Below are 17,393 nucleotides of genomic sequence, written 5' to 3' on the forward strand. Positions count from 1 at the left end.
GCGAGATGACCCCGAACGAAGACAGTGCGCCGGAGCGGACGCCCGATGTCACCGTCGTGCTGCCCTGCTTCAACGAGCAGGACCACGTCATCAAGGAGGTCGAGCGCGTCTGCGCCGCGATGGACGCCTCGAACCACTCCTACGAGGTGCTGACGGTCGACGACGCCTCAACCGACGACACCCTCGCGCTGCTGCGCGAGGCCGAGCCGCTCTTCCCGCACCTGCGGGTGATCTCCTTCGGCCACAACGGGGGAGCGGGCACGGTGCGCCGCATCGGCACCCAGCGCGCCCGCGGGCGCGTCGTCGTGTGGACCGACGCCGACATGACCTACCCCAACGAGCGGATTCCCGAGCTGGTGGACGTACTCGCGGCCAACCCCGACATCGACCAGGTCGTCGGGGCCCGCACGCAGGAGTCGGGCAGCCACCGCCTGCTGCGCGTGCCCATGAAGTGGCTGATCCGCAAGCTCGCCGAGCGCCTGACCAATACCCGCATCCCCGACCTCAACTCGGGCCTGCGCGCCTTCCGCCGCGAGGTGGCGCTGCCCTATCTGCGCCTGCTGCCACCCGGATTCTCGTGTGTGACGACGATCACTCTGGCGTTCCTGTCCAACCAGCACCTCGTGCACTACATGCCGATCGACTACGCCAAGCGGTCGGGTAAGTCGAAGTTCCACTTCGTGCGCGACGCCTACCGGTATCTGCTGCAGGTGCTGCGGATGGTCATGTACTTCAACCCGCTCAAGGTGCTGATGCCGCTCGCGCTGTGGCTCCTGGGCATCGGCGCGGCCAAGTTCGTCTTCGACCAGGTGCGGGAGCCGCTCTACATCCCCAACAACACCATCATGCTGCTGACCAGCGGACTGATCGTGGCGGCCATGGCGCTGCTGGCCGACCTGATCGTGCGCTCGCGCGACGGCGCCTGAGGCCGGCATGCGCATCAGCCTGGTAGGTCCGGCGCACCCCTACAAGGGCGGCGGCGCGCGCCACACCACCGAGTTGGCCCGCGAACTGGCGGTGCGCGGGCACACGGTCGCCATCGAGTCGTGGCGGGCGCAGTACCCCGAACGGCTCTACCCCGGTCGCCAGACCGTCGACGCCCCGGAGGGCGAGCTTTTCGGCGACACCCGGCGCCACCTCTCGTGGAACCGGCCGCTGGGGTGGTGGCGCACCGGCCGCCGCGCAGGCGCGGAGGCCGACCTGGTCGTCGTGACCGTGCTGATCCCCGCACAGGCCGTGCCCTACCTGGGCATCCTGGCCGGGGTGGGAGCGCGGGCACGCACGCTCGCGTTGTGCCACAACGTGCTGCCGCACGAGCGGCGCCCCGGCGACACCGCGCTCATGCGCATGCTGCTGCGGCGCGTCGACGCGGTGCTGGCGCACTCCCCCGAGCAGGCCCGGCTGGTCCGAGGGCTCGTCGGCGACGGGGCGTCGGCGCGCTGGGCACCGCTGCCGCCGCACCTGCCCCGGGCGCAAGGCGCGGACGCGCCCCCGGCCGAGGGTGGCACGCGGCGCAACCTGCTGTTCTTCGGCATCGTGCGGCCCTACAAGGGCGTCGACGTACTGCTGCGCGCCTTCGCCCGGGGAGCCCCGGCCGATGTCGGGCTCACCGTCGCCGGTGAGTTCTGGGGCGGCTCCCAGCGGTTGCGCGACCTCGCCCGCGAGCTCGGTGTGGCCGACCGCGTCGTTTTCCGGGAGGGCTACGTGCCGGCCGCGCAGCTCCCCGGGCTGTTCGCGGGCGCCGACGCGCTGGTGCTGCCCTACCGGTCCGCAACCGCCACGCAGAACGTATATCTGGCCCACGAGCACGGCCTCCCGGCGATCGCCACCCGCGCCGGCGGGCTCGCGGACCAGGTGACCGACGGCGTGGACGGCCTGCTGTGCGAGCCGGGCGACGCCGACGACCTCACCTGTGCCCTGCGCCGGTTCTACACCGGCGACACGGCCGAGCGGCTGCGCGCCGCGGTGCGTCCCGTCGACCCCGCACCGCATTGGGACGCCTACATCGAGGCGTTGACGGGCTGAGCGGCCGCCGTGCCCGAACGCCGCGGCCACCGCGTCGGCGACCACGGCGTTAGTGTGAGTGCCATGACGTTCGACGGGTTCGAGACACTGGCCATTCACGCAGGCCAGGAGGCCGACACCGAGACCGGCGCGGTCGTGGTGCCCATCTACCAGACCAGTACCTACGCCCAGGACGGCGTCGGCGGGCTGCGCAGCGGCTACGAGTATTCGCGGACCGCCAACCCCACGCGGGGTGCGCTGGAGGAGTGCCTGGCGGCACTGGAGTCGGGGATCCGCGGTTTGGCCTTCGCATCGGGGATGGCGGCCGAGGACACGCTGCTGCGCACGGTCGCCAAGCCCGGCGACCACGTGATCATCCCCTCCGACGCCTACGGCGGCACGTTCCGGCTCTTCTCCAAGGTGCTGGACCGCTGGGGCGTGCAGTGGGAGGCGGTGCCCCAGTCCGACACCGAGGCGGTGCGCCGCGCGGTGCGCCCCGAGACGGTGGCGATCTGGGCGGAGACCCCCACCAACCCCCTGCTGACCATCAGCGACATCGAGGCGCTGGCGGGCGTGGCCCATAACAGCGGGGCGCTGCTGGTCGTCGACAACACCTTCGCCTCGCCCTACCTGCAGCGCCCGCTGACCCTGGGCGCCGACGTGGTGGTGCATTCCACCACCAAGTACCTGGGCGGCCACTCCGACGTGGTGGGCGGCGCGCTGGTGGTATCGGACCCCGAACTGGGCGACCGGCTGGCGTTCCACCAGAACACGATGGGAGCGGTCGCCGGGCCCTTCGACGCCTGGCTGACACTGCGCGGGATCAAGACGCTGGGCGTGCGGATGGACCGGCACTGCGCCAACGCCGAGCTCATCGTGGCGGCCCTGCAGCGCCATCCGGCCGTCTCGGAGGTCTACTATCCCGGCCTGGCCGAGCACCCGGGCCACAAGACCGCCGGGCGCCAGATGCGCGCCTTCGGCGGGATGATCTCCTTCCGGGTCCGCGGCGGCGAGGAGGCGGCGCTGAAGGTGTGCGAGCGGTCGCGCGTGTTCACCCTGGGCGAGTCGCTGGGCGGCGTGGAATCGCTGATCGAGCACCCCGGGCGGATGACCCACGCCTCGGCCGCGGGCTCGCCGCTGGAGGTTCCCGCCGATCTGGTGCGGCTGTCGGTCGGTATCGAGTCGGGCGACGACCTGGTGGCCGACCTGGCCGAGGCGCTGGAGCAGTAGTCGGCGCCGGCCCTTCGCCGCGAATGCGCCAGGGGGCCGACACGAGGAACGCGCCCGGCCTCGGCCGGGCGCGCGGTGCGCCTGCCGCCTCAGCGGCGGCGCGTCGCCTTCATTCGGGCGTCACGCTACTGCTTGGGGGTGCCCGTAGCGTGAGTCGTCCTCTTCGTCCTGCTCTTCCGCGGTGGTCCCGGAGTCCACGGGGACCGAGCCGTTGTCGAGGAACCGCAGTCCGCTGAAGCTGCGTCCCGCACCGGAGAAAGTGCGGTCGTCGCGCCCGTTGCGGAGGGCGCGGTAGTGGCCGCGGTCGCTGCGCCGGATACCGATGGTGGCGGCGACCAACATGCCCAGCAGCGCGCTGAAGAAGACGACGAGGATGACCACGATCGTTCCGATTACCAGGGACATTGCCCCTCCTCTCGCTCCGTGCGGGCACCCGTCCGATGTCCGCACGCTCCGGCCTGGGCGACCGGAAGAGGAATGAATCATTCCGCTGGCTCCGTCTGATGGTTGGCTCGGACCTCTTTGTCTCCTGTTTGGCCTTATGTGATTCATTCCTATGACTCCACCATGCGGTGTAAGTGGTGCCACGTCAAGGAGTTTCAGTAGACTCATTGGAACGAATCGAAGAAATCGCTGGGAGCAGCAGTGGAACCTCGGCACATCGAGATCGCCCAAAACCTCATGGAGGAGATCGACCAGGGGCGCTACGCGCCCGGCGACTCTCTGCCCACCGAGGACCAGTTAGTCGACACCTACCGCACTTCGCGCAACACCGTGCGGCGGGCGCTGCAGGAGCTCTCCAGCCGCGGCCGCATCAACACCAAGCAGGGCAGCGGCAGCACCGTGCGGGAATACCGCCCTACCGTCCACCTCGCGTCTCCGGTGGGAGGCCAGTCCGACGACGAGCGCTACGCGAGCTACTTCGAGCGCGTGCGCCGCGAGCAGGGCGTCGAGCCGCGGGAGGAGCTGATGGTGGGGCGCGAGGCGGCCACCGGGGCGCTGGCCCGCCTGCTGAACCTCGATCCGTCCGAGGAGCGGGGATTCGTCGTCATCCGCCGCTGCGACCGGTTCGTCGGCCCGCGGCTGTGGGAGCGGCAGGAGTCCTACTACCCGGACTTCATCGCCGCGGGCACCGATCTCGACCGCCCGGTCGACATCCCCGAGGGTGCGCAGAAGGTGCTGACCGCACTCGGCTACCCGCAGACCGGCTCGTGGGATGTGGTCGGCGCCAAGATGCCCTCCCTCAGGCAGTCCTCGCGTTTCGCCCTGGGGCCGGGGGTCCCGCTGCTCGTGCACGAGCGGGTCGCCTATTCCGGCACGACGCCGATCCGTTTCACCCGCACGCACATGCCGGCGGACCGCCACCAGTTGCTCTACGCCGAAGGCGAGGTCTCCTCGGAGCTGATCCGGATGGCCACGGACGTCAACGTCTACGACCGCTGACCCGGCCGATCGGAATGGTCGCAGGCCGCCGTGGCGCACTTGATCGGCGGTAACGGAGGATCTAGTCTCCTGGGCAGCATTAGACGAGTCATACCAACGACTCCCGTGAACGGCGGGAGTCCGAGGCTTTTCGCGGACCGCTCCCGACCGCCGCAAGCGCGGGAGCGGTTTTCCGCAGGGGAGGCGGGACCGTGGCACGGGTGACCCGGCGCAACTACATCGCCGACGATCTGCTGCAGAAGATCAACCACGGCGACTACGGGCCGGGGCAGCGCCTGCCCACCGAGGACGAGCTCGTCCGCAGCTACGGGGCGTCGCGCAACACCGTCCGCGGGGCCCTCGCCGAGCTCGCCCGGCAGGGACGCATCGTCACCAAGCACGGCAGCGGCAGCTGGGTGCCCGTCCAGCCGCGCCCCACCGTGCACCTGGCGTCGACGATCGACGGCGCTCCCGACGACGAGCGCTACACCCGCTACGTGCAGCGGATGGCGCAGGAGTCCCTGGGCGATCCGCACCTGGACTTCGAGTTCGAGTGGAAGATGAGCGGGGACTTCCCGCGCGCCACGCGCCTGCTCGGCCTCGGGGAGGGAGCCTCGGACACGCTCGCCCGGCGCAGGTGCGACCGCTGGTTCGGCACGAAGCTGTGGGAGCGCCAGGACTCCTACTACCCGGGCGAGATCGCCCGGGGCAGCGACCTGACCAGCCCGCGGGACATCGAGGAGGGGACGCGGGTCGTGCTGCGGGAGATGGGCTACCCGCAGACGCGTTCCTGGGACGTGGTGCGGGCCAAGATGCCGTCTCCGCAGGAGTCCACCGACTTCGACCTGGAGCCGGGCGTTCCGCTGCTGGTGCAGGAGCGGCTCGCCTACGCGCGCGACCCCGAGCGTCCCGGCGGCCCCGACCTGCCGATCCGCTACACCGAGACGCTCATGCCGGCCAACCGCCACCAACTCGTCTACGCAGAGGGCCCCACCACGCAGCAGCAGTTGCAGGACGCGATGGAGGCCTTCGCCTACTCCGATTGACCCGGTCGTCCGGTGACAGGTGGTTCCCGCACCGGACGGCTCGCCGTCTCCGCATACCTCAGGCGAGGGAGATCCCAGTTGGTTGTTCAGCACGACACCCGTACCTTCTACTACCCGGCGAGCCGCGAGCGCGTCCGCGCCGGCGCCGCCCATGACGCGTTCGACCAGTTCGCCGTGGACGAGGACATGAGCCCCGCCAAGCAGTTGGAGGTGACGTCCGAGCCCTGGCACACGCCCCGGCCCGTCGTCGAACGGCTCGGCACCGACCGCACCCTGCTGCGCCGCGCAGTGCGGGCCGTCGACGGCCGGGTGGTGGCGCTGGAGGACTCCTACTACCCCGCCGACCTGGCCGCCGGCACCGACCTGGAGCGGGCCGCAGACATCCCGGAAGGCACCATCAACACGCTGGCGGCGCTGGGGCACCGCCAGATCGGCTACGAGGACGAGGTCGCCGCGCACCGCGCCACCGCCGAGGAGGGCGCCTATCTCGGCGTGCCCGAAGGCACCCCGGCCGTTCGGGCGGTGCGCAAGGTCTGGTCGGCGGAGCGCGTGCTGCGCGTCACCGTCACCGTGGCGCCGCTCGGCGGGGGGATGGTGCTGCGCTACGAGTCGGGCGAGCCGGCACCGGTGTCCGCGCAGGGCCGCTGAGGCGGCGCCCGGGAATGTTCCGCCGCCCGGCGCCGCCGGGCGGCCGCCTCACCCCGCCCGGCGGCGCCGGGAGAGGAAGTCGCGGACGACGTATCCGCCGAGGCGGTCGGCGTCGGGGCGGACGACGCGGCCGCCGTTGCGCCGCGCGACCTCGTCGACGAAGCGCTCCAGGCGCGGATCGTCGGCCAGCAGGAACACGTTCAGTCCGGCGCCGCGTCGGGTCATCCGGTCGACCTCGGCCAGCGTGGCGGCCGTGGTCTCGTCCGACGGCGGCCACGCGAAGGCCGCCGATCCGTCCCGCTCCAGGTGCGAGGTGGGTTCGCCGTCGGTCACCACCAGCACGATCGGCTCGAAGTCGGAGTGGCGGTCCAGGTGGCGGCCGGCGAGCAGCAGCGCGTGCTGCAGATTGGTGCCCTGGACGGGTTCCCAGGACAGCTCGGCGAGCCCGTCGGGGGGCAGTTCCCGCGCGTAGTCGCTGAACCCGATGATCTGCACCGCGTCCTGCGGGAACCGGGTCGTCACCAGCGAGTGCAGGGCCATGGCGGTCTGCTTGGCGGTGCCCCACAGGTCGCGCAGCGCCATCGAATACGACAGGTCCACCAGCAGGCACACCGCCGCGGCGTCGCGGCGCTCGGCCTCCGCGACCTCGAAGTCCTCCGGCCGCATCCGGACACGGCCTCCGGAGTCCGCGCCGCCCCGACCGATCGCGTTGCGCAGCGTGCGCACCACGTCCAGCGCCTCCTCGTCGCCGAACTCCCAGGCGCGGGTCGCGCCGGTGGGCTCGGCGGAATGCCCGGCGGCGTCGGCGGAGTGCCCGCCGGGGCGGCTGTTCACGGTGTCGGCGAACACCTCGCGCAGCGCGGTCTCGCCGAGTCGGCGCACCGCCTTGGGCGTCAGCCGCAGCCGGTTGCGCGAACCCTCCAGGTAGCCCTGGTCACGCAGTTCGCGCTCCACCGCACGCAGCCGGTCGAGGTCGTCGACCGCCCGGCGGCCCAGCGCGCGGCGCACGGCCTCCTCGTCGATGTCGTCCAGCCCGGCCCCGGCATAGCCCTGGTTGAGCGCGGTGTCGAGTTCGGCGAGGTCGGCCAGCTCCTGCACCGCCGTGGTGGCGTCGCCCATGCCCAGGCCCTGCTCGCCCGCCATCCGCTCGCCGCCGCTCCAGTCGAGGTCGGGCCGGCGGCCGCGCAGCGCCCCGGAGAGCCGCTCCAGGGCTTCGCTCATGCCCGACTGCTCGTTCGCGTCGTCCATCAGCCCTTGCAGCTCGGCGCGTTGTTCAGGGGTAAGGGAGTCCATCATGCGCTGGGCGGCCGCGGCGCGCCGCGCCAGCGAGTCGACCAGCTCCTCCAGGTTCCGCGGCTTGGGCTCCTCGGGGAACATGTCGCCGTAGGCGTCCATGAAGCGGTCGAAGTCGGCCTGGGTGTGCTCCCCGCGGTCGTCTGCCTCCAGCATCGCGTTGAGCGCGTCGACCATCTCGCGCACCCGCTGCATGTCTTCGGTGCCGCTGTTGGCCAGCGCCTCCTTCATGCCCTGGAAGTGGGTGTCGAGCACTTCGCGGCGCAGCAGGTCGCGCAGCTCCTCGAAGCTCTGCGCGGCGGCCTGCGAGCGCCACTGGTAGTCGGCGAGCCTGCGCACGGCCGCGGAGGTGTCCTCGGGCAGGGAGTCCAGCTCGGCCTCGCGCATCCGCGCGTCGTCGGAGGGGTCGGGGAACAGCTCGCCGCGCTCTTGGCCCAGCGCCCGGTCCAGCAGCGCGCGCGCCTCCTCCAGCGTGCCGTCCAGGCGGCCGCGGGAACGCACCTGATCGCGGCGCCGGCGCACGTCGCGCAACAGGTCGTCCAGCCCGCGGACGTTCTGGGTACCGCGGCGCAGCAGGTCGCGCAGCGCCCGCAGCGGGTCGGCCCCGGCCATGATGTCGCGGCCCATCTCGTCGACGGCGCCGCGCACGTCGTAGGGCGGGGCGAGCGGGTCGGGTCCGTCGTCGTACTCGCCGTAGCGGAAGCGGTTCACGGATGTCTCCCCTCCGGCGGCTCTGCGCCCCGTTCAGGTCCGGTAGACGGTGCGGTCGCGCACGCTGTCCTTGGACAGCCGCCGGTTCAAGTACAGCCCCTCCAGCGCGAACTCCACCGCGGCGGCGGCGAACCCCGGCGTCTCGCCGGTGTCCTCCTCCGGGGAGAGGCGGGTGATCAGGTCGGCCAGTCCGGGCAGCGGGCCGACGCCGCGCAGCAGCTCGGCGCCGCTGACCAGTTCGCCGGACTCCACGGTGCCGCCCTCGGCGAAGATTTCGGTGAGCGCGGTAAGGTCGGCGCCGCCCAGGGTCCGGCGGAAGGTCTCGGCGGTGGCGCGGCGCAGCAAGTGCGCCAGCACCTCGGTCTCACGGCCCTCCTCGCCGACCTCGAACTCCACCTTGCCCTGCAGCGTCTCGACGATCGAGGGGAGGTCGCAGACGCGCGCCACCGGGTCGTCCTCGCCGGTGAGCGCGCCGCGGCGCTGGGCCGAGGCCGCCACGGTCTCCACGCCCGCGACCGCGAAGCGCGCCGAGACGCCGGAGCGGTCGTCCACCGAGGAGGAGTCGCGCACCAGCCGGGTGAACCGCGAGACGATCTCGACCAGGTGCCGCGGCACCGTCACGCCGGGCACCGGGTCGGCCTCCTGGCGGACCAGGGCGGCCTCCTCCTCCAGACCGACCGGGTAGTGGGTGCGCACCTCGGCGCCGAAGCGGTCCTTCAGCGGGGTGATGATGCGCCCGCGGTTGGTGTAGTCCTCGGGGTTGGCGCTGGCGACCAGCAGCACGTCCAGCGGCAGGCGCAGGGCGTAGCCGCGGATCTGGATGTCGCGCTCCTCCAGCACGTTCAGCAGCGCCACCTGGATGCGCGCGGCCAGGTCGGGAAGCTCGTTCAGGCAGAACACCCCCCGGTTGGTGCGCGGTACGAGCCCGTAGTGCACCGTCTCGGGGTCGCCGAGGCTGCGGCCCTCCGCCAGCTTGATCGGGTCGACGTCGCCGATCAGGTCGCCCACGGCGGTATCCGGGGTGGCCAGCTTCTCGCCGTAGCGGTCCTCGCGGTGCCACCAGTCGACGGGCAGTTCGTCGCCGGTCTCGGCGGCCAGCGCCCGGCAACGGGCGCACACGGGCTCGTAGGGGTGGTCGTTGACGGGGCAGTCCCGGACGACGGGGGTCCACTCGTCCAGCAACGCGGCGATGGTGCGGATCAGCCGGGTCTTGCCCTGTCCGCGCTCGCCCAGCAGCACAAGGTCGTGGCCGGCCAGCAGGGCACGCTCGACCCGGGGCAGCACGGTTTCGTCGAAGCCGACGATGCCGGGGAACCGGTCCTCGCCGGCGCGCATGCGCCGAAGCAGGTTCTCGCGCACCTCGTGCTTGACGGGGCGGTGGATGTGCCCGGAGGCGCGCAGGGCGCCGAGGGTGGCGGGCAGATCGTCGGGAGCGGTGTGGCGAGTGATCGCTGCAGACACAGCGTCGAGTCTATGCACCGGTGCCGATTCCGCCAGTGGCGCGTCCCACACCCCGCAGCCGACTCCGACCGCGCGGTCCCACACCTCGCGGACCGCGGAAATACCCTGGATCCTGCGCGGGTTTGATCGCGTGGGACTGGGAGTATGGTCCGGTTGATGGAGTCGGGTCCGATGAGCGAGGTGGCGGCTGATGGCCAGGTTCGGTGACGCGCTGGCGACAGGCGCCGACCTTGTGAGCGCCGCCGAGCGGGCACTGCGCGACGCCACGCGGGGTCTCGACGAGGCGGCCGACTTCGTGTGCTTCTTCATCTGCGGCGCCGACCCCGACGAGGTCACTCTGGCGGGTGAGCGCATCATGGCGCTGTCGGGCAGCGCGGTCACGGTCGGCTGCAGCTCGACGGGTGTGGTCGGAGCGGGCCGCGGCGTCGAGGAGCAGGGCGCGGTCAGCGTATGGGCGGCGCGGCTGCCCGACGTCACCCTGACGCCGTTCCGGCTCGACGTCATCCCCGAAGGCGACCACCTGGCCGTGGTGGGCATGCACGAACCCGACGAATCCGATCGGGCGGCGCTGCTGCTGGTCAACCCGTACGAGTTTCCGGCCCAGTCGTTCGTGGAGCGGTCCACCGACGCACTGGGCGGGCTGCCGATCGTGGGCGGACTGGCCGACGGGATGCGCGGTCAGGACTCCGTGCGGCTGTTCTGCGACGGCGAGGTCGCCGACGCGGGCGCGGTCGGGCTGCTGCTGGGCGGTGCCGGCATCGTGGGCACCATGGTCAGCCAGGGTTGCCGGCCCATCGGGCGCCCGATGGCCGTCACCAAGTCCGAGGGCAACCTCATCCTGGAACTGGCCGGCGGATCGGCTTATGAGCGGCTGGAGTCCCTGGTCAATTCGCTGCCGCCGGAGGAGCAGGAGTTGGCCGCCAACGGCCTGCACATCGGCATCGCGATGGACGAGTACGCCGACAGCCACGAACACGGCGACTTCCTGGTGCGTTCGGTCGTCGGCGCCGACCCCGAGGCGGGGGCGCTGACCATCGGCGAGATGGTGGAGGTCGGCCAGACGGTGCGCTTCCAGGTCCGCGACCACGACAGCGCGGCCGCCGACCTGGTCGAGCGGTTGCGGTCCTTCGGTGAGGAGACCGGCGGCCGCACCGCCGCGGCGCTACTGTTCTCCTGCAACGGGCGCGGCGCGTCGATGTTCCCCACCGCCGACCACGACGTGCGGCTGGTGCAGCAGAACCTCGGTATCGAGAGCGTGGGCGGTTTCTTCGCCGCCGGCGAGATCGGCCCGGTGGCCGGGCGCAACCACCTGCACGCGCTGACCGCGTGCATGCTGGCCTTCGAGGTATGACCCGCGTTTAGGCCGAGGTGGATCCGGGGGCGCCTCGGGTCTGCTGTGCGGCCTTGTTGGTCTGCCGGGGTGCGGGTGGTCTTCACTGGAAAGCGGCGCCGAGGGCACCGCGGGGTGACGCCCGCGCCCAACGGGCCGGGTGCTCGCCGGTGGCGCGTGCGGCGGGGCGGCGGCTGCGGTCTGCTGTGCGGCCTTGTTGGTCTGCCGGGTGCGGGTGGCCTTCACTGGAAAGCGGCGCCGAGGGCACCGCGGGGTGACGCCCGCGCCCAACGGGCCGGGTGCTCGCCGGTGGCGCGTGCGGCGGGGGCGGCGTTCGGGGGCCGCGGGCCGGTCGGCGCATCTAATGCGCGGTTTCCACCGGATTCCGGCCGCTGTCTGGACGGAACCCTGCGTTGGTCGACAGCGGTGCCATCGAGTCTGTCTGCAGGGACGGATTCGGCGCCGAATCTCACCCTGGAGACAGACTCGACGCGTCTATCGTGAACTTATGGCCACAGGAAAGCGCATTCCGCGGCCATAAGTTCACGATCATCGCCGGTATGGCCGGCTGAGTGTCGCCGTGTTCCGGCCGGGCCCGCACCGGCCGGAGGCCGCGCGGCGGGGTGGATTGACGGTGCGGGGGCGGCACCTCGGGGCGGCGCCGAGGCCGATGCCGCCGCACCTACGTGCGACTCGTTGCCCCGACCCGGGTGCATGACCGCCGCCGGGAGCCCCGCATCAGACCCGCGCCGACAACCGAGCGGCGGCCCCCGGGTCTCGACCATCCGCGGCCAGGGGCCGGTGACCGCCGCCCCGACCACCGCAGGAACGGCCCCGCCGGCGTCGCCGCCGCCCCCGCGGACCACCGCCACCGGCGAGCACCCGACCCGGTGACCGCAGGCCCGACCATCCGCCGCCCTCGCCGCCGCTTTCCAGTTAAGACCACCCGCCACCCGGCAGACCAACAAGGCCGCGCAGCAGAGCCGAGCCGCCGATCCGTCAGACGCGCCACCGGCGAGCACCCGATCCGTTGGGTGCAGGCGCCACCCCGCGGCCTCGCCGCCCCGTCGGGTGCCCAACCGGCGAGCACCCGACCCGGTGACCGCAGGCCAGCCATCCGCCGCCCTCGCCGCCGCCTTCCGTCCCGGAACCCCGTCATCCGTCAGATCACAAGGCCGCACAGCGCTCCGCGCCGCTCACCTGCACCGCTGAGTCCGCCGCGCATCACTCCGCCCCTTCTGCCGGCGCTTTCCCTTCCTGTCCCTGTTCCTGTCCCTGTGCGTCCGGCGCGCCGCCTTTGCCGAGAATGGCACACCCTGCTTACTGAGAGTGACCCAAGTGAGGGGGCGACATGCCGGATTCCTGGATGCGCGCGGCGGCCGCCGGATTGTCGGGGGCACTGCTGCTGGCGCCGCTCGCGGTGGAGGGCGCGGCGGCTCAGGGCATCGGAGTGGGTGGTACAAGCGGTTCGGGCCGCGGCTGGATCGAGGAGGACTTGGGCGAGGCCGCCCGCGTCCGCGCCGAGCTGACCGGCGACGGCGGTCTCCGGCTGCCGACCGGAACGCCCGGCGGCGCCGGGCGCGCCGCCGACTCGCCAGGTCCACTGGTCACGTTCCCCGGCCATCCTCTGGAGCAGGCCGCGGACGCCGTCGCCGTCCGGCTCGACCACTCCGGCGGCCCGGGCGGACTGCTGGTGGAAGCCCGGGGCGTCCGTACCGACGGCATGTGGACCCAGTGGCGCGGTGCCCGGCCCGAGGCCGACAAGCACGGCGAGCTGCGCGCGACCGTCGGACTGCCCGAGGCGGTCGCCCGCCTGCAAGTGCGTATCGGCATCGCGCCCTCCGTCGAGACCGGTGGCACCGCGGCCGACCGACGGGAAGGCCGGTCCTTGGCGGGGGTGCTCTCGGCGGTGCGGTTGCGCCCCCTCGACCGACCGGAGGACGGCGATACCGCATCCGAGGGCGGAGACGGTCGGCAGGAGCCGGCCACCGAGCGCTCGCGGCCGTTCTCCGCGCGGGTCTTCGCGACCCGGATCGGCCAGGTCGGACAGCTGACCGCCAACGGGCACCGCATCGGCGAGAGCGACCACTTCGTCGCCCTGCCGTCGCGGCGCGGGCTGTCGCAGCGCCACCGCGGCGATTACACGGTCCGTGTGTGCACCGGCGCGAGTGCGGCCGAGGACACCCCGAACCACGACGGCCGCTCGGACGTCGGGGACGCCGCATCGCCGGACGGGGAAACCGAAACCGGCTCCGCCGCCGACCGGAGTCGTGGTTCCCGCGGTCCGGAGGCCGGTACCGAGCGGCGGTGCGTCTACGCCCCGGTGTGGGACGTGGGGCCGTGGAACATCACCGACGACCACTGGAACGCCGACCGCGAGCGCTGGGACGACCTGACCCGCGGCCTGCCCCAGGCCCAGGCCGCCTACCAGGACGGCTACAACGGCGGCCGCGACGGGTTCGGCCGGCGGGTCCGCAACCCCGCCGGAATCGACCTCGCCGACGGCACGTTCCGCGAAGGGCTGAAGCTGGGCACGAACGCCTGGGTGCGTGTCGACTACCTGTGGACGGCGGAATACGCCGACCGCGCCGCCATCTCGTCGGGCGGCAGTGTGGAGACGGTGGCCGTGCGGTCGGGGCCGGGCACGTCCTACCCCGAGCGGGGGCTGGCCGCGGCCGCCGCGGAGGTGGACGTGACCTGCCGCGTGGCCGGCGAGAAGGTCACCGGACCGCAGGGTGTCAGCGCGCGGTGGTTCCGGATCGGCCCGGCCGACTACGTCCCCGCGGCCTACGTCCGCGGCGGCAACGGGGCGCCGGAGTGCCCGCGGAACGGCGCCACGGAGTAGTCCTCGAAAGCGGTCGCCGCCCCGGCGGGGGCGCTGTGCGGTGTCAGCCGCGCACGACCATGGTTCCGCCGGCGCGGTCGTGCAGGGTGAGTGCCGTCCGAGCGTCGGACAGCGCGGAGAGGCACTCGACGAGGGTGAACAGCTGTCCCAGGCAGGGCATGGTCTGGGGCAGCCCGAACACGGCGGCGCGTCCGGCGGCCTGTCCCTGCCGCAGCGGGCCGCCGTCCCGGCGGACGACGCGGATACCCAGCATCGCCTTCCCCGGCGTGCGCCCGCGTGCGGCGTTGAACAGCCAGTCGTGCAGGAACATCGTCGGCCCCGCTCCGAAGAAGAACAGCGTCGCCCACGCGTCGAAGTACGGGTCGGCGATGGCCCGGCCGCCCTCCAGCGACGCCTCGGCAATCAGCGAGACCAGGATGAACAGCACGAACATGAAGAAGCCGACGAGCGTGTAGTCGATCAGCCGTGCGCCGAGGCGCCGACCGAAGGAGGCCACTCGCGGGTGCTGCTGCGGCGCGCCGTAGTAGGGCTGCCCCGGGGGAGCGTTGTGCCAGGGGTACCAGGAAGCGGTCACCGGCATATCGTGCCACCTCGCGGGCGGTCCGGTCACCGGGAGGCGGCGTCTTACGGGCGAACGCGGGCCGAACCCGGCCGCGGTCGGCTCGGCGCGTGCATCGCGCCCGCGGCCTCGGGGGCGTGCATGGCGGTCCGGGGGCCGGGGCGGTCGGCAGTGGAATCGGACGCCGGTCGTCGCCCTGAGCGGTGCGTCCCCAAACCCTCCAACGCGGAAGGGGCGGCCCGCGGGCCGCCCCTTCCGCGTTTTCCGGCCCCGGCTAGGAGCTCTCGGACCCGTAGGGGACGGCGTCGATGATCTCGACGGAGGCGCTGCGGCCGTTCGGCAGGGTGTAGCTGACCGTCTCGCCGATCTTCTCGCCGTTAATGGCGCTGCCCAGCGGCGACTTCGGCGAGTAGACGTCGATCGGTGCTCCGCTTTCCTCCCGGGAGGCGAGGAGGAAGGTGACCTCTTCGTCATCGCCTTCGAACTTGATGGTGACGGTCATACCGGGGCCGACCGTGCCGGCCTTGTGGGGTGCCCCGCCCACCCGCGCGTTGCGCAGGATGTTCTGGATCTGGACGATGCGGGCCTCGATCTTGCCCTGCTCCTCCTTGGCGGCGTGGTAGCCGCCGTTCTCCTTGAGGTCACCCTCTTCGCGAGCGGCTTCGATCTTGTCGGCGATCTCGATGCGACCCGTGCCCGTCAGGTGCTCCAGCTCCGCATTGAGCCGGTCATACGCCTCCTGGGTGAGCCAGGTGACGTTGTCATCGCGGGTCTCGGTCACGGGAACTCCCTTGGTGCTACTAGTGACTGCGGCCGCTATCGGCCGAAGCTGAACTTACGAGATTATCACCGCGACATTCCGACGTCCGGGCGGTAAACGCTGGTCCGCGCGGTGCGAGGCGAGGATCGTGAACGGTCGGGATGCGGCGGATCCCGTGGGCGGATAGGTCGGCGGATTACCTTGTGGGACTCTGTTCCCTGCAGGAGCCGACTTCTACCGCGGAAGCCTCGCGAATCGTGTCGACAGTGGCCGTCACGTCGCGGATTCCCGACTCGACCTCGACACTCGTCTGTCCCACGACCACATGCTGCCCGTCGCGCGCCGTGATCACGCATTCCGCGGGCGCATCGCTGTTCACCTGGAACGTGACCTCGGCCTCCCGCGCCGACTCGATGTTCCAGGCGATCACCTGCACCGAGGCGCCCTGCGAGCCGCCGTAGCTCATCAGCGCGTATCCCCATCCGATGGTGAAGACCACCGCCGCGAGCACGCCCACCACGAAGAAGACGGGCGTGTTGCCCAGGCGCCGCCGCGTCCACGACGCGGCGGACTCGGTGGTGCCGGAAGGGTGGTCGGCCGGGCGGTCGGGCATGCGGGAATCTCCGAACGTGGGGACTACGTTGTCTAAGATAGCCCCGTCCCGGGTCGCCCTTGATCCACCCCGGCCTCGTATGTCGTGAGGCGGGCGGCGCGGGTCGATCCCGCGGGGCGGATGCCATGCCCGCCCGTACATTCGTCTCACGCGACTACCCAAGGGGACCGTTCCGTTGTCCGAGCGTTTGCGGCTGATGGCCGTTCATGCCCATCCCGATGACGAGTCCAGCAAAGGCGCGGCCACCATGGTCCGCTACGTGGACGAGGGCGCCGAGGTCCTCGTCGTCACAATGACCGGCGGCGAGGCCGGCTCCATCCTCAACCCCGCGATGGACCGCCCCGAAATCCGCGACAACATCGCCGAGGTCCGCCGCAAGGAGATGGCCGAGGCCCGGGAGATCCTCGGCGTGCACCAGGAGTTCGCCGGCTTCGTCGACTCCGGTCTGCCCGAGGGCGATCCGCTGCCCCCGCTGCCCGACGGATGCTTCGCGCTGCAACCGCTGGAGGCCGCCTCCGAGCCGCTCGTGCGCTCGGTGCGCTCGTTCCGGCCGCATGTGATGGTCACCTACGACGAAAAGGGCGGATATCCCCATCCCGACCACATCATGACGAACAAGGTGTCGGTCGAGGCGTTCGACGCGGCCGGCGACCCCGGGCGCTACCCCGGAACCGGCGACCCGTGGCAGCCCAGCAAGCTCTACTACCACGTCTCCTTCCCCCGCACCCGCTTCGAGCGCGTAGCCGCCATTCTGCACGAGCGCGGACTGGAGAACCCCTTCGCCGAGTGGCTGGAGCGCATGAAGGAGCGCCGCTTCCCGGAGTGGGACATCACCACCCAGGTCGAGTGCGACGCGTTCTTCGAGACCCGCGACCGCGCCCTGATCGCCCACGCCACCCAGATCGACCCCGAAGGGTTCTGGTTCGCGGTGCCCATGGACGTGCAGCGCGAAGCCTGGCCGTACGAGGACTACCACCTCGCCCGTTCGCTGGTCGACACCGATGTCCCCGAGGACGACCTCTTCGCGGGCGTCCGTGAGGCGGTGAGAGCATGAACGGTATGAACGCCCTGCTGACGCTCGCCGACGAGGGACCCGCGGCGGAGACCATCACTCCCGGCGTGCTCGGGTTCATCGCCGTCGCGGGCATCGGACTGGCCCTGTATTTCCTGATGAAGTCGATGCGCAACCGCTTGGCCGCCATCCAGGTCGAGCCGGACGACTCCCGCCCGTCGTCCGCGTACGCCAAGACGGCCGACAAGACCGATTCCTCCCAGCCCGGCCCCAACGTGGCCCCGGGGCCGACGTCCGCGTCCTAGCGCACGCTGCGGGGTCGGTCCGGCTTGGCCGACCCCGCGGGAGCGACCCGCGCCGGCGCGGGTCGCACACGACCCGGGACGCCTAGACAGGCCGGTTGTGGACAACCTCTAGACAAGCGGCTGACCAGGGGATGTTCGGTGAATCTCCGCCGGA

At 71.9% G+C, this 17,393-nt stretch carries 16 protein-coding genes; 10 read left to right on the top strand and 6 right to left on the bottom strand.

What is annotated here, in order from left to right:
- The first annotated feature begins 5 nt into the window (after positions 1-5).
- From EKD16_RS03265 to EKD16_RS03275, 3 genes are all read left to right on the top strand, one after another.
- Positions 6-926, top strand: a complete 921-nt coding sequence (locus tag EKD16_RS03265; protein ID WP_131097027.1) for a glycosyltransferase family 2 protein — start codon at positions 6-8, stop codon at positions 924-926.
- 7 nt (positions 927-933) lie between these two features.
- Positions 934-2,025 carry a glycosyltransferase family 4 protein gene (locus EKD16_RS03270; RefSeq protein ID WP_131097028.1) on the top strand — a complete coding sequence of 364 codons (1,092 nt, stop codon included), beginning with the start codon at positions 934-936 and terminating at the stop codon, positions 2,023-2,025.
- A gap of 63 nt (positions 2,026-2,088) precedes the next feature.
- Complete coding sequence (locus EKD16_RS03275) at positions 2,089-3,234, top strand: cystathionine gamma-synthase (RefSeq protein ID WP_131097029.1); 1,146 nt, start codon at positions 2,089-2,091, stop codon at positions 3,232-3,234.
- 120 nt (positions 3,235-3,354) lie between these two features.
- Here the strand turns inward: EKD16_RS03275 and EKD16_RS03280 are convergent, their stop codons facing one another.
- Positions 3,355-3,639, bottom strand: coding sequence for a hypothetical protein (locus EKD16_RS03280; RefSeq protein ID WP_131097030.1), 285 nt, complete (start codon positions 3,637-3,639; stop codon positions 3,355-3,357).
- Between the two features lie 240 nt (positions 3,640-3,879).
- Here EKD16_RS03280 and EKD16_RS03285 point away from each other — a divergent pair, with 240 nt between their 5' ends.
- The 3 genes from EKD16_RS03285 (at position 3,880) to EKD16_RS03295 (ending at position 6,350) form a co-directional block, all read left to right on the top strand.
- Positions 3,880-4,677 carry a GntR family transcriptional regulator gene (locus EKD16_RS03285; RefSeq protein WP_131097031.1) on the top strand — a complete coding sequence of 266 codons (798 nt, stop codon included), beginning with the start codon at positions 3,880-3,882 and terminating at the stop codon, positions 4,675-4,677.
- Between the two features lie 191 nt (positions 4,678-4,868).
- On the top strand, positions 4,869-5,702 hold the full coding sequence (locus tag EKD16_RS03290) for a GntR family transcriptional regulator (RefSeq protein WP_242677215.1): 834 nt from the start codon (positions 4,869-4,871) through the stop codon (positions 5,700-5,702).
- 78 nt (positions 5,703-5,780) lie between these two features.
- Positions 5,781-6,350: a UTRA domain-containing protein gene (locus tag EKD16_RS03295; RefSeq protein ID WP_131097032.1), complete on the top strand. Its 570-nt coding sequence runs from the start codon at positions 5,781-5,783 to the stop codon at positions 6,348-6,350.
- A gap of 48 nt (positions 6,351-6,398) precedes the next feature.
- On the opposite strand, the gene EKD16_RS03300 is transcribed toward EKD16_RS03295, so the two are convergent.
- Positions 6,399-8,354: a vWA domain-containing protein gene (locus EKD16_RS03300; protein ID WP_131097033.1), complete on the bottom strand. Its 1,956-nt coding sequence runs from the start codon at positions 8,352-8,354 to the stop codon at positions 6,399-6,401.
- Positions 8,355-8,387: 33 nt separating this feature from the next.
- Entirely contained in the window at positions 8,388-9,815 is a 1,428-nt protein-coding gene (locus EKD16_RS03305) for a sigma 54-interacting transcriptional regulator (protein WP_242677216.1), read from the bottom strand.
- A gap of 190 nt (positions 9,816-10,005) precedes the next feature.
- On the opposite strand from EKD16_RS03305, the gene EKD16_RS03310 reads away from it, so the two are divergent.
- Together EKD16_RS03310 and EKD16_RS03315 are read left to right on the top strand one after the other, a co-directional pair.
- A complete protein-coding gene (locus EKD16_RS03310; protein WP_131097034.1) occupies positions 10,006-11,166 on the top strand; it encodes an FIST signal transduction protein in 1,161 nt (386 codons plus the stop codon).
- A 1,330-nt stretch (positions 11,167-12,496) separates the two neighbouring features.
- Complete coding sequence (locus tag EKD16_RS03315; RefSeq protein WP_131097035.1) at positions 12,497-13,990, top strand: hypothetical protein; 1,494 nt, start codon at positions 12,497-12,499, stop codon at positions 13,988-13,990.
- 43 nt (positions 13,991-14,033) lie between these two features.
- On the opposite strand, the gene EKD16_RS03320 is transcribed toward EKD16_RS03315, so the two are convergent.
- The 3 genes from EKD16_RS03320 to EKD16_RS03330 form a co-directional block, all read right to left on the bottom strand.
- Positions 14,034-14,564 (bottom strand): RDD family protein, encoded by a 531-nt coding sequence (locus EKD16_RS03320; protein WP_242677217.1) that lies wholly within the window; start codon positions 14,562-14,564, stop codon positions 14,034-14,036.
- 259 nt (positions 14,565-14,823) lie between these two features.
- Positions 14,824-15,330 (bottom strand): transcription elongation factor GreA, encoded by a 507-nt coding sequence (gene greA, locus EKD16_RS03325; protein ID WP_131097037.1) that lies wholly within the window; start codon positions 15,328-15,330, stop codon positions 14,824-14,826.
- 175 nt (positions 15,331-15,505) lie between these two features.
- Positions 15,506-15,922 carry a DUF4307 domain-containing protein gene (locus tag EKD16_RS03330; protein WP_131097038.1) on the bottom strand — a complete coding sequence of 139 codons (417 nt, stop codon included), beginning with the start codon at positions 15,920-15,922 and terminating at the stop codon, positions 15,506-15,508.
- A 175-nt stretch (positions 15,923-16,097) separates the two neighbouring features.
- Between EKD16_RS03330 and mca the strand changes: the two genes are divergently transcribed.
- Entirely contained in the window at positions 16,098-16,976 is an 879-nt protein-coding gene (gene mca, locus EKD16_RS03335; RefSeq protein ID WP_207391421.1) for a mycothiol conjugate amidase Mca, read from the top strand.
- The gene (locus EKD16_RS03340) at positions 16,973-17,239 is read left to right on the top strand and encodes a hypothetical protein (protein WP_131097039.1); all 267 of its coding nucleotides are present in this window, start codon (positions 16,973-16,975) and stop codon (positions 17,237-17,239) included. Before mca ends, EKD16_RS03340 begins: the two co-directional genes overlap by 4 nt.
- Positions 17,240-17,393 lie beyond the last annotated feature (154 nt).

The sequence above is a fragment of the Streptomonospora litoralis genome (genome assembly GCF_004323735.1).
Classification (GTDB): Bacteria; Actinomycetota; Actinomycetes; order Streptosporangiales; family Streptosporangiaceae; genus Streptomonospora; species Streptomonospora litoralis.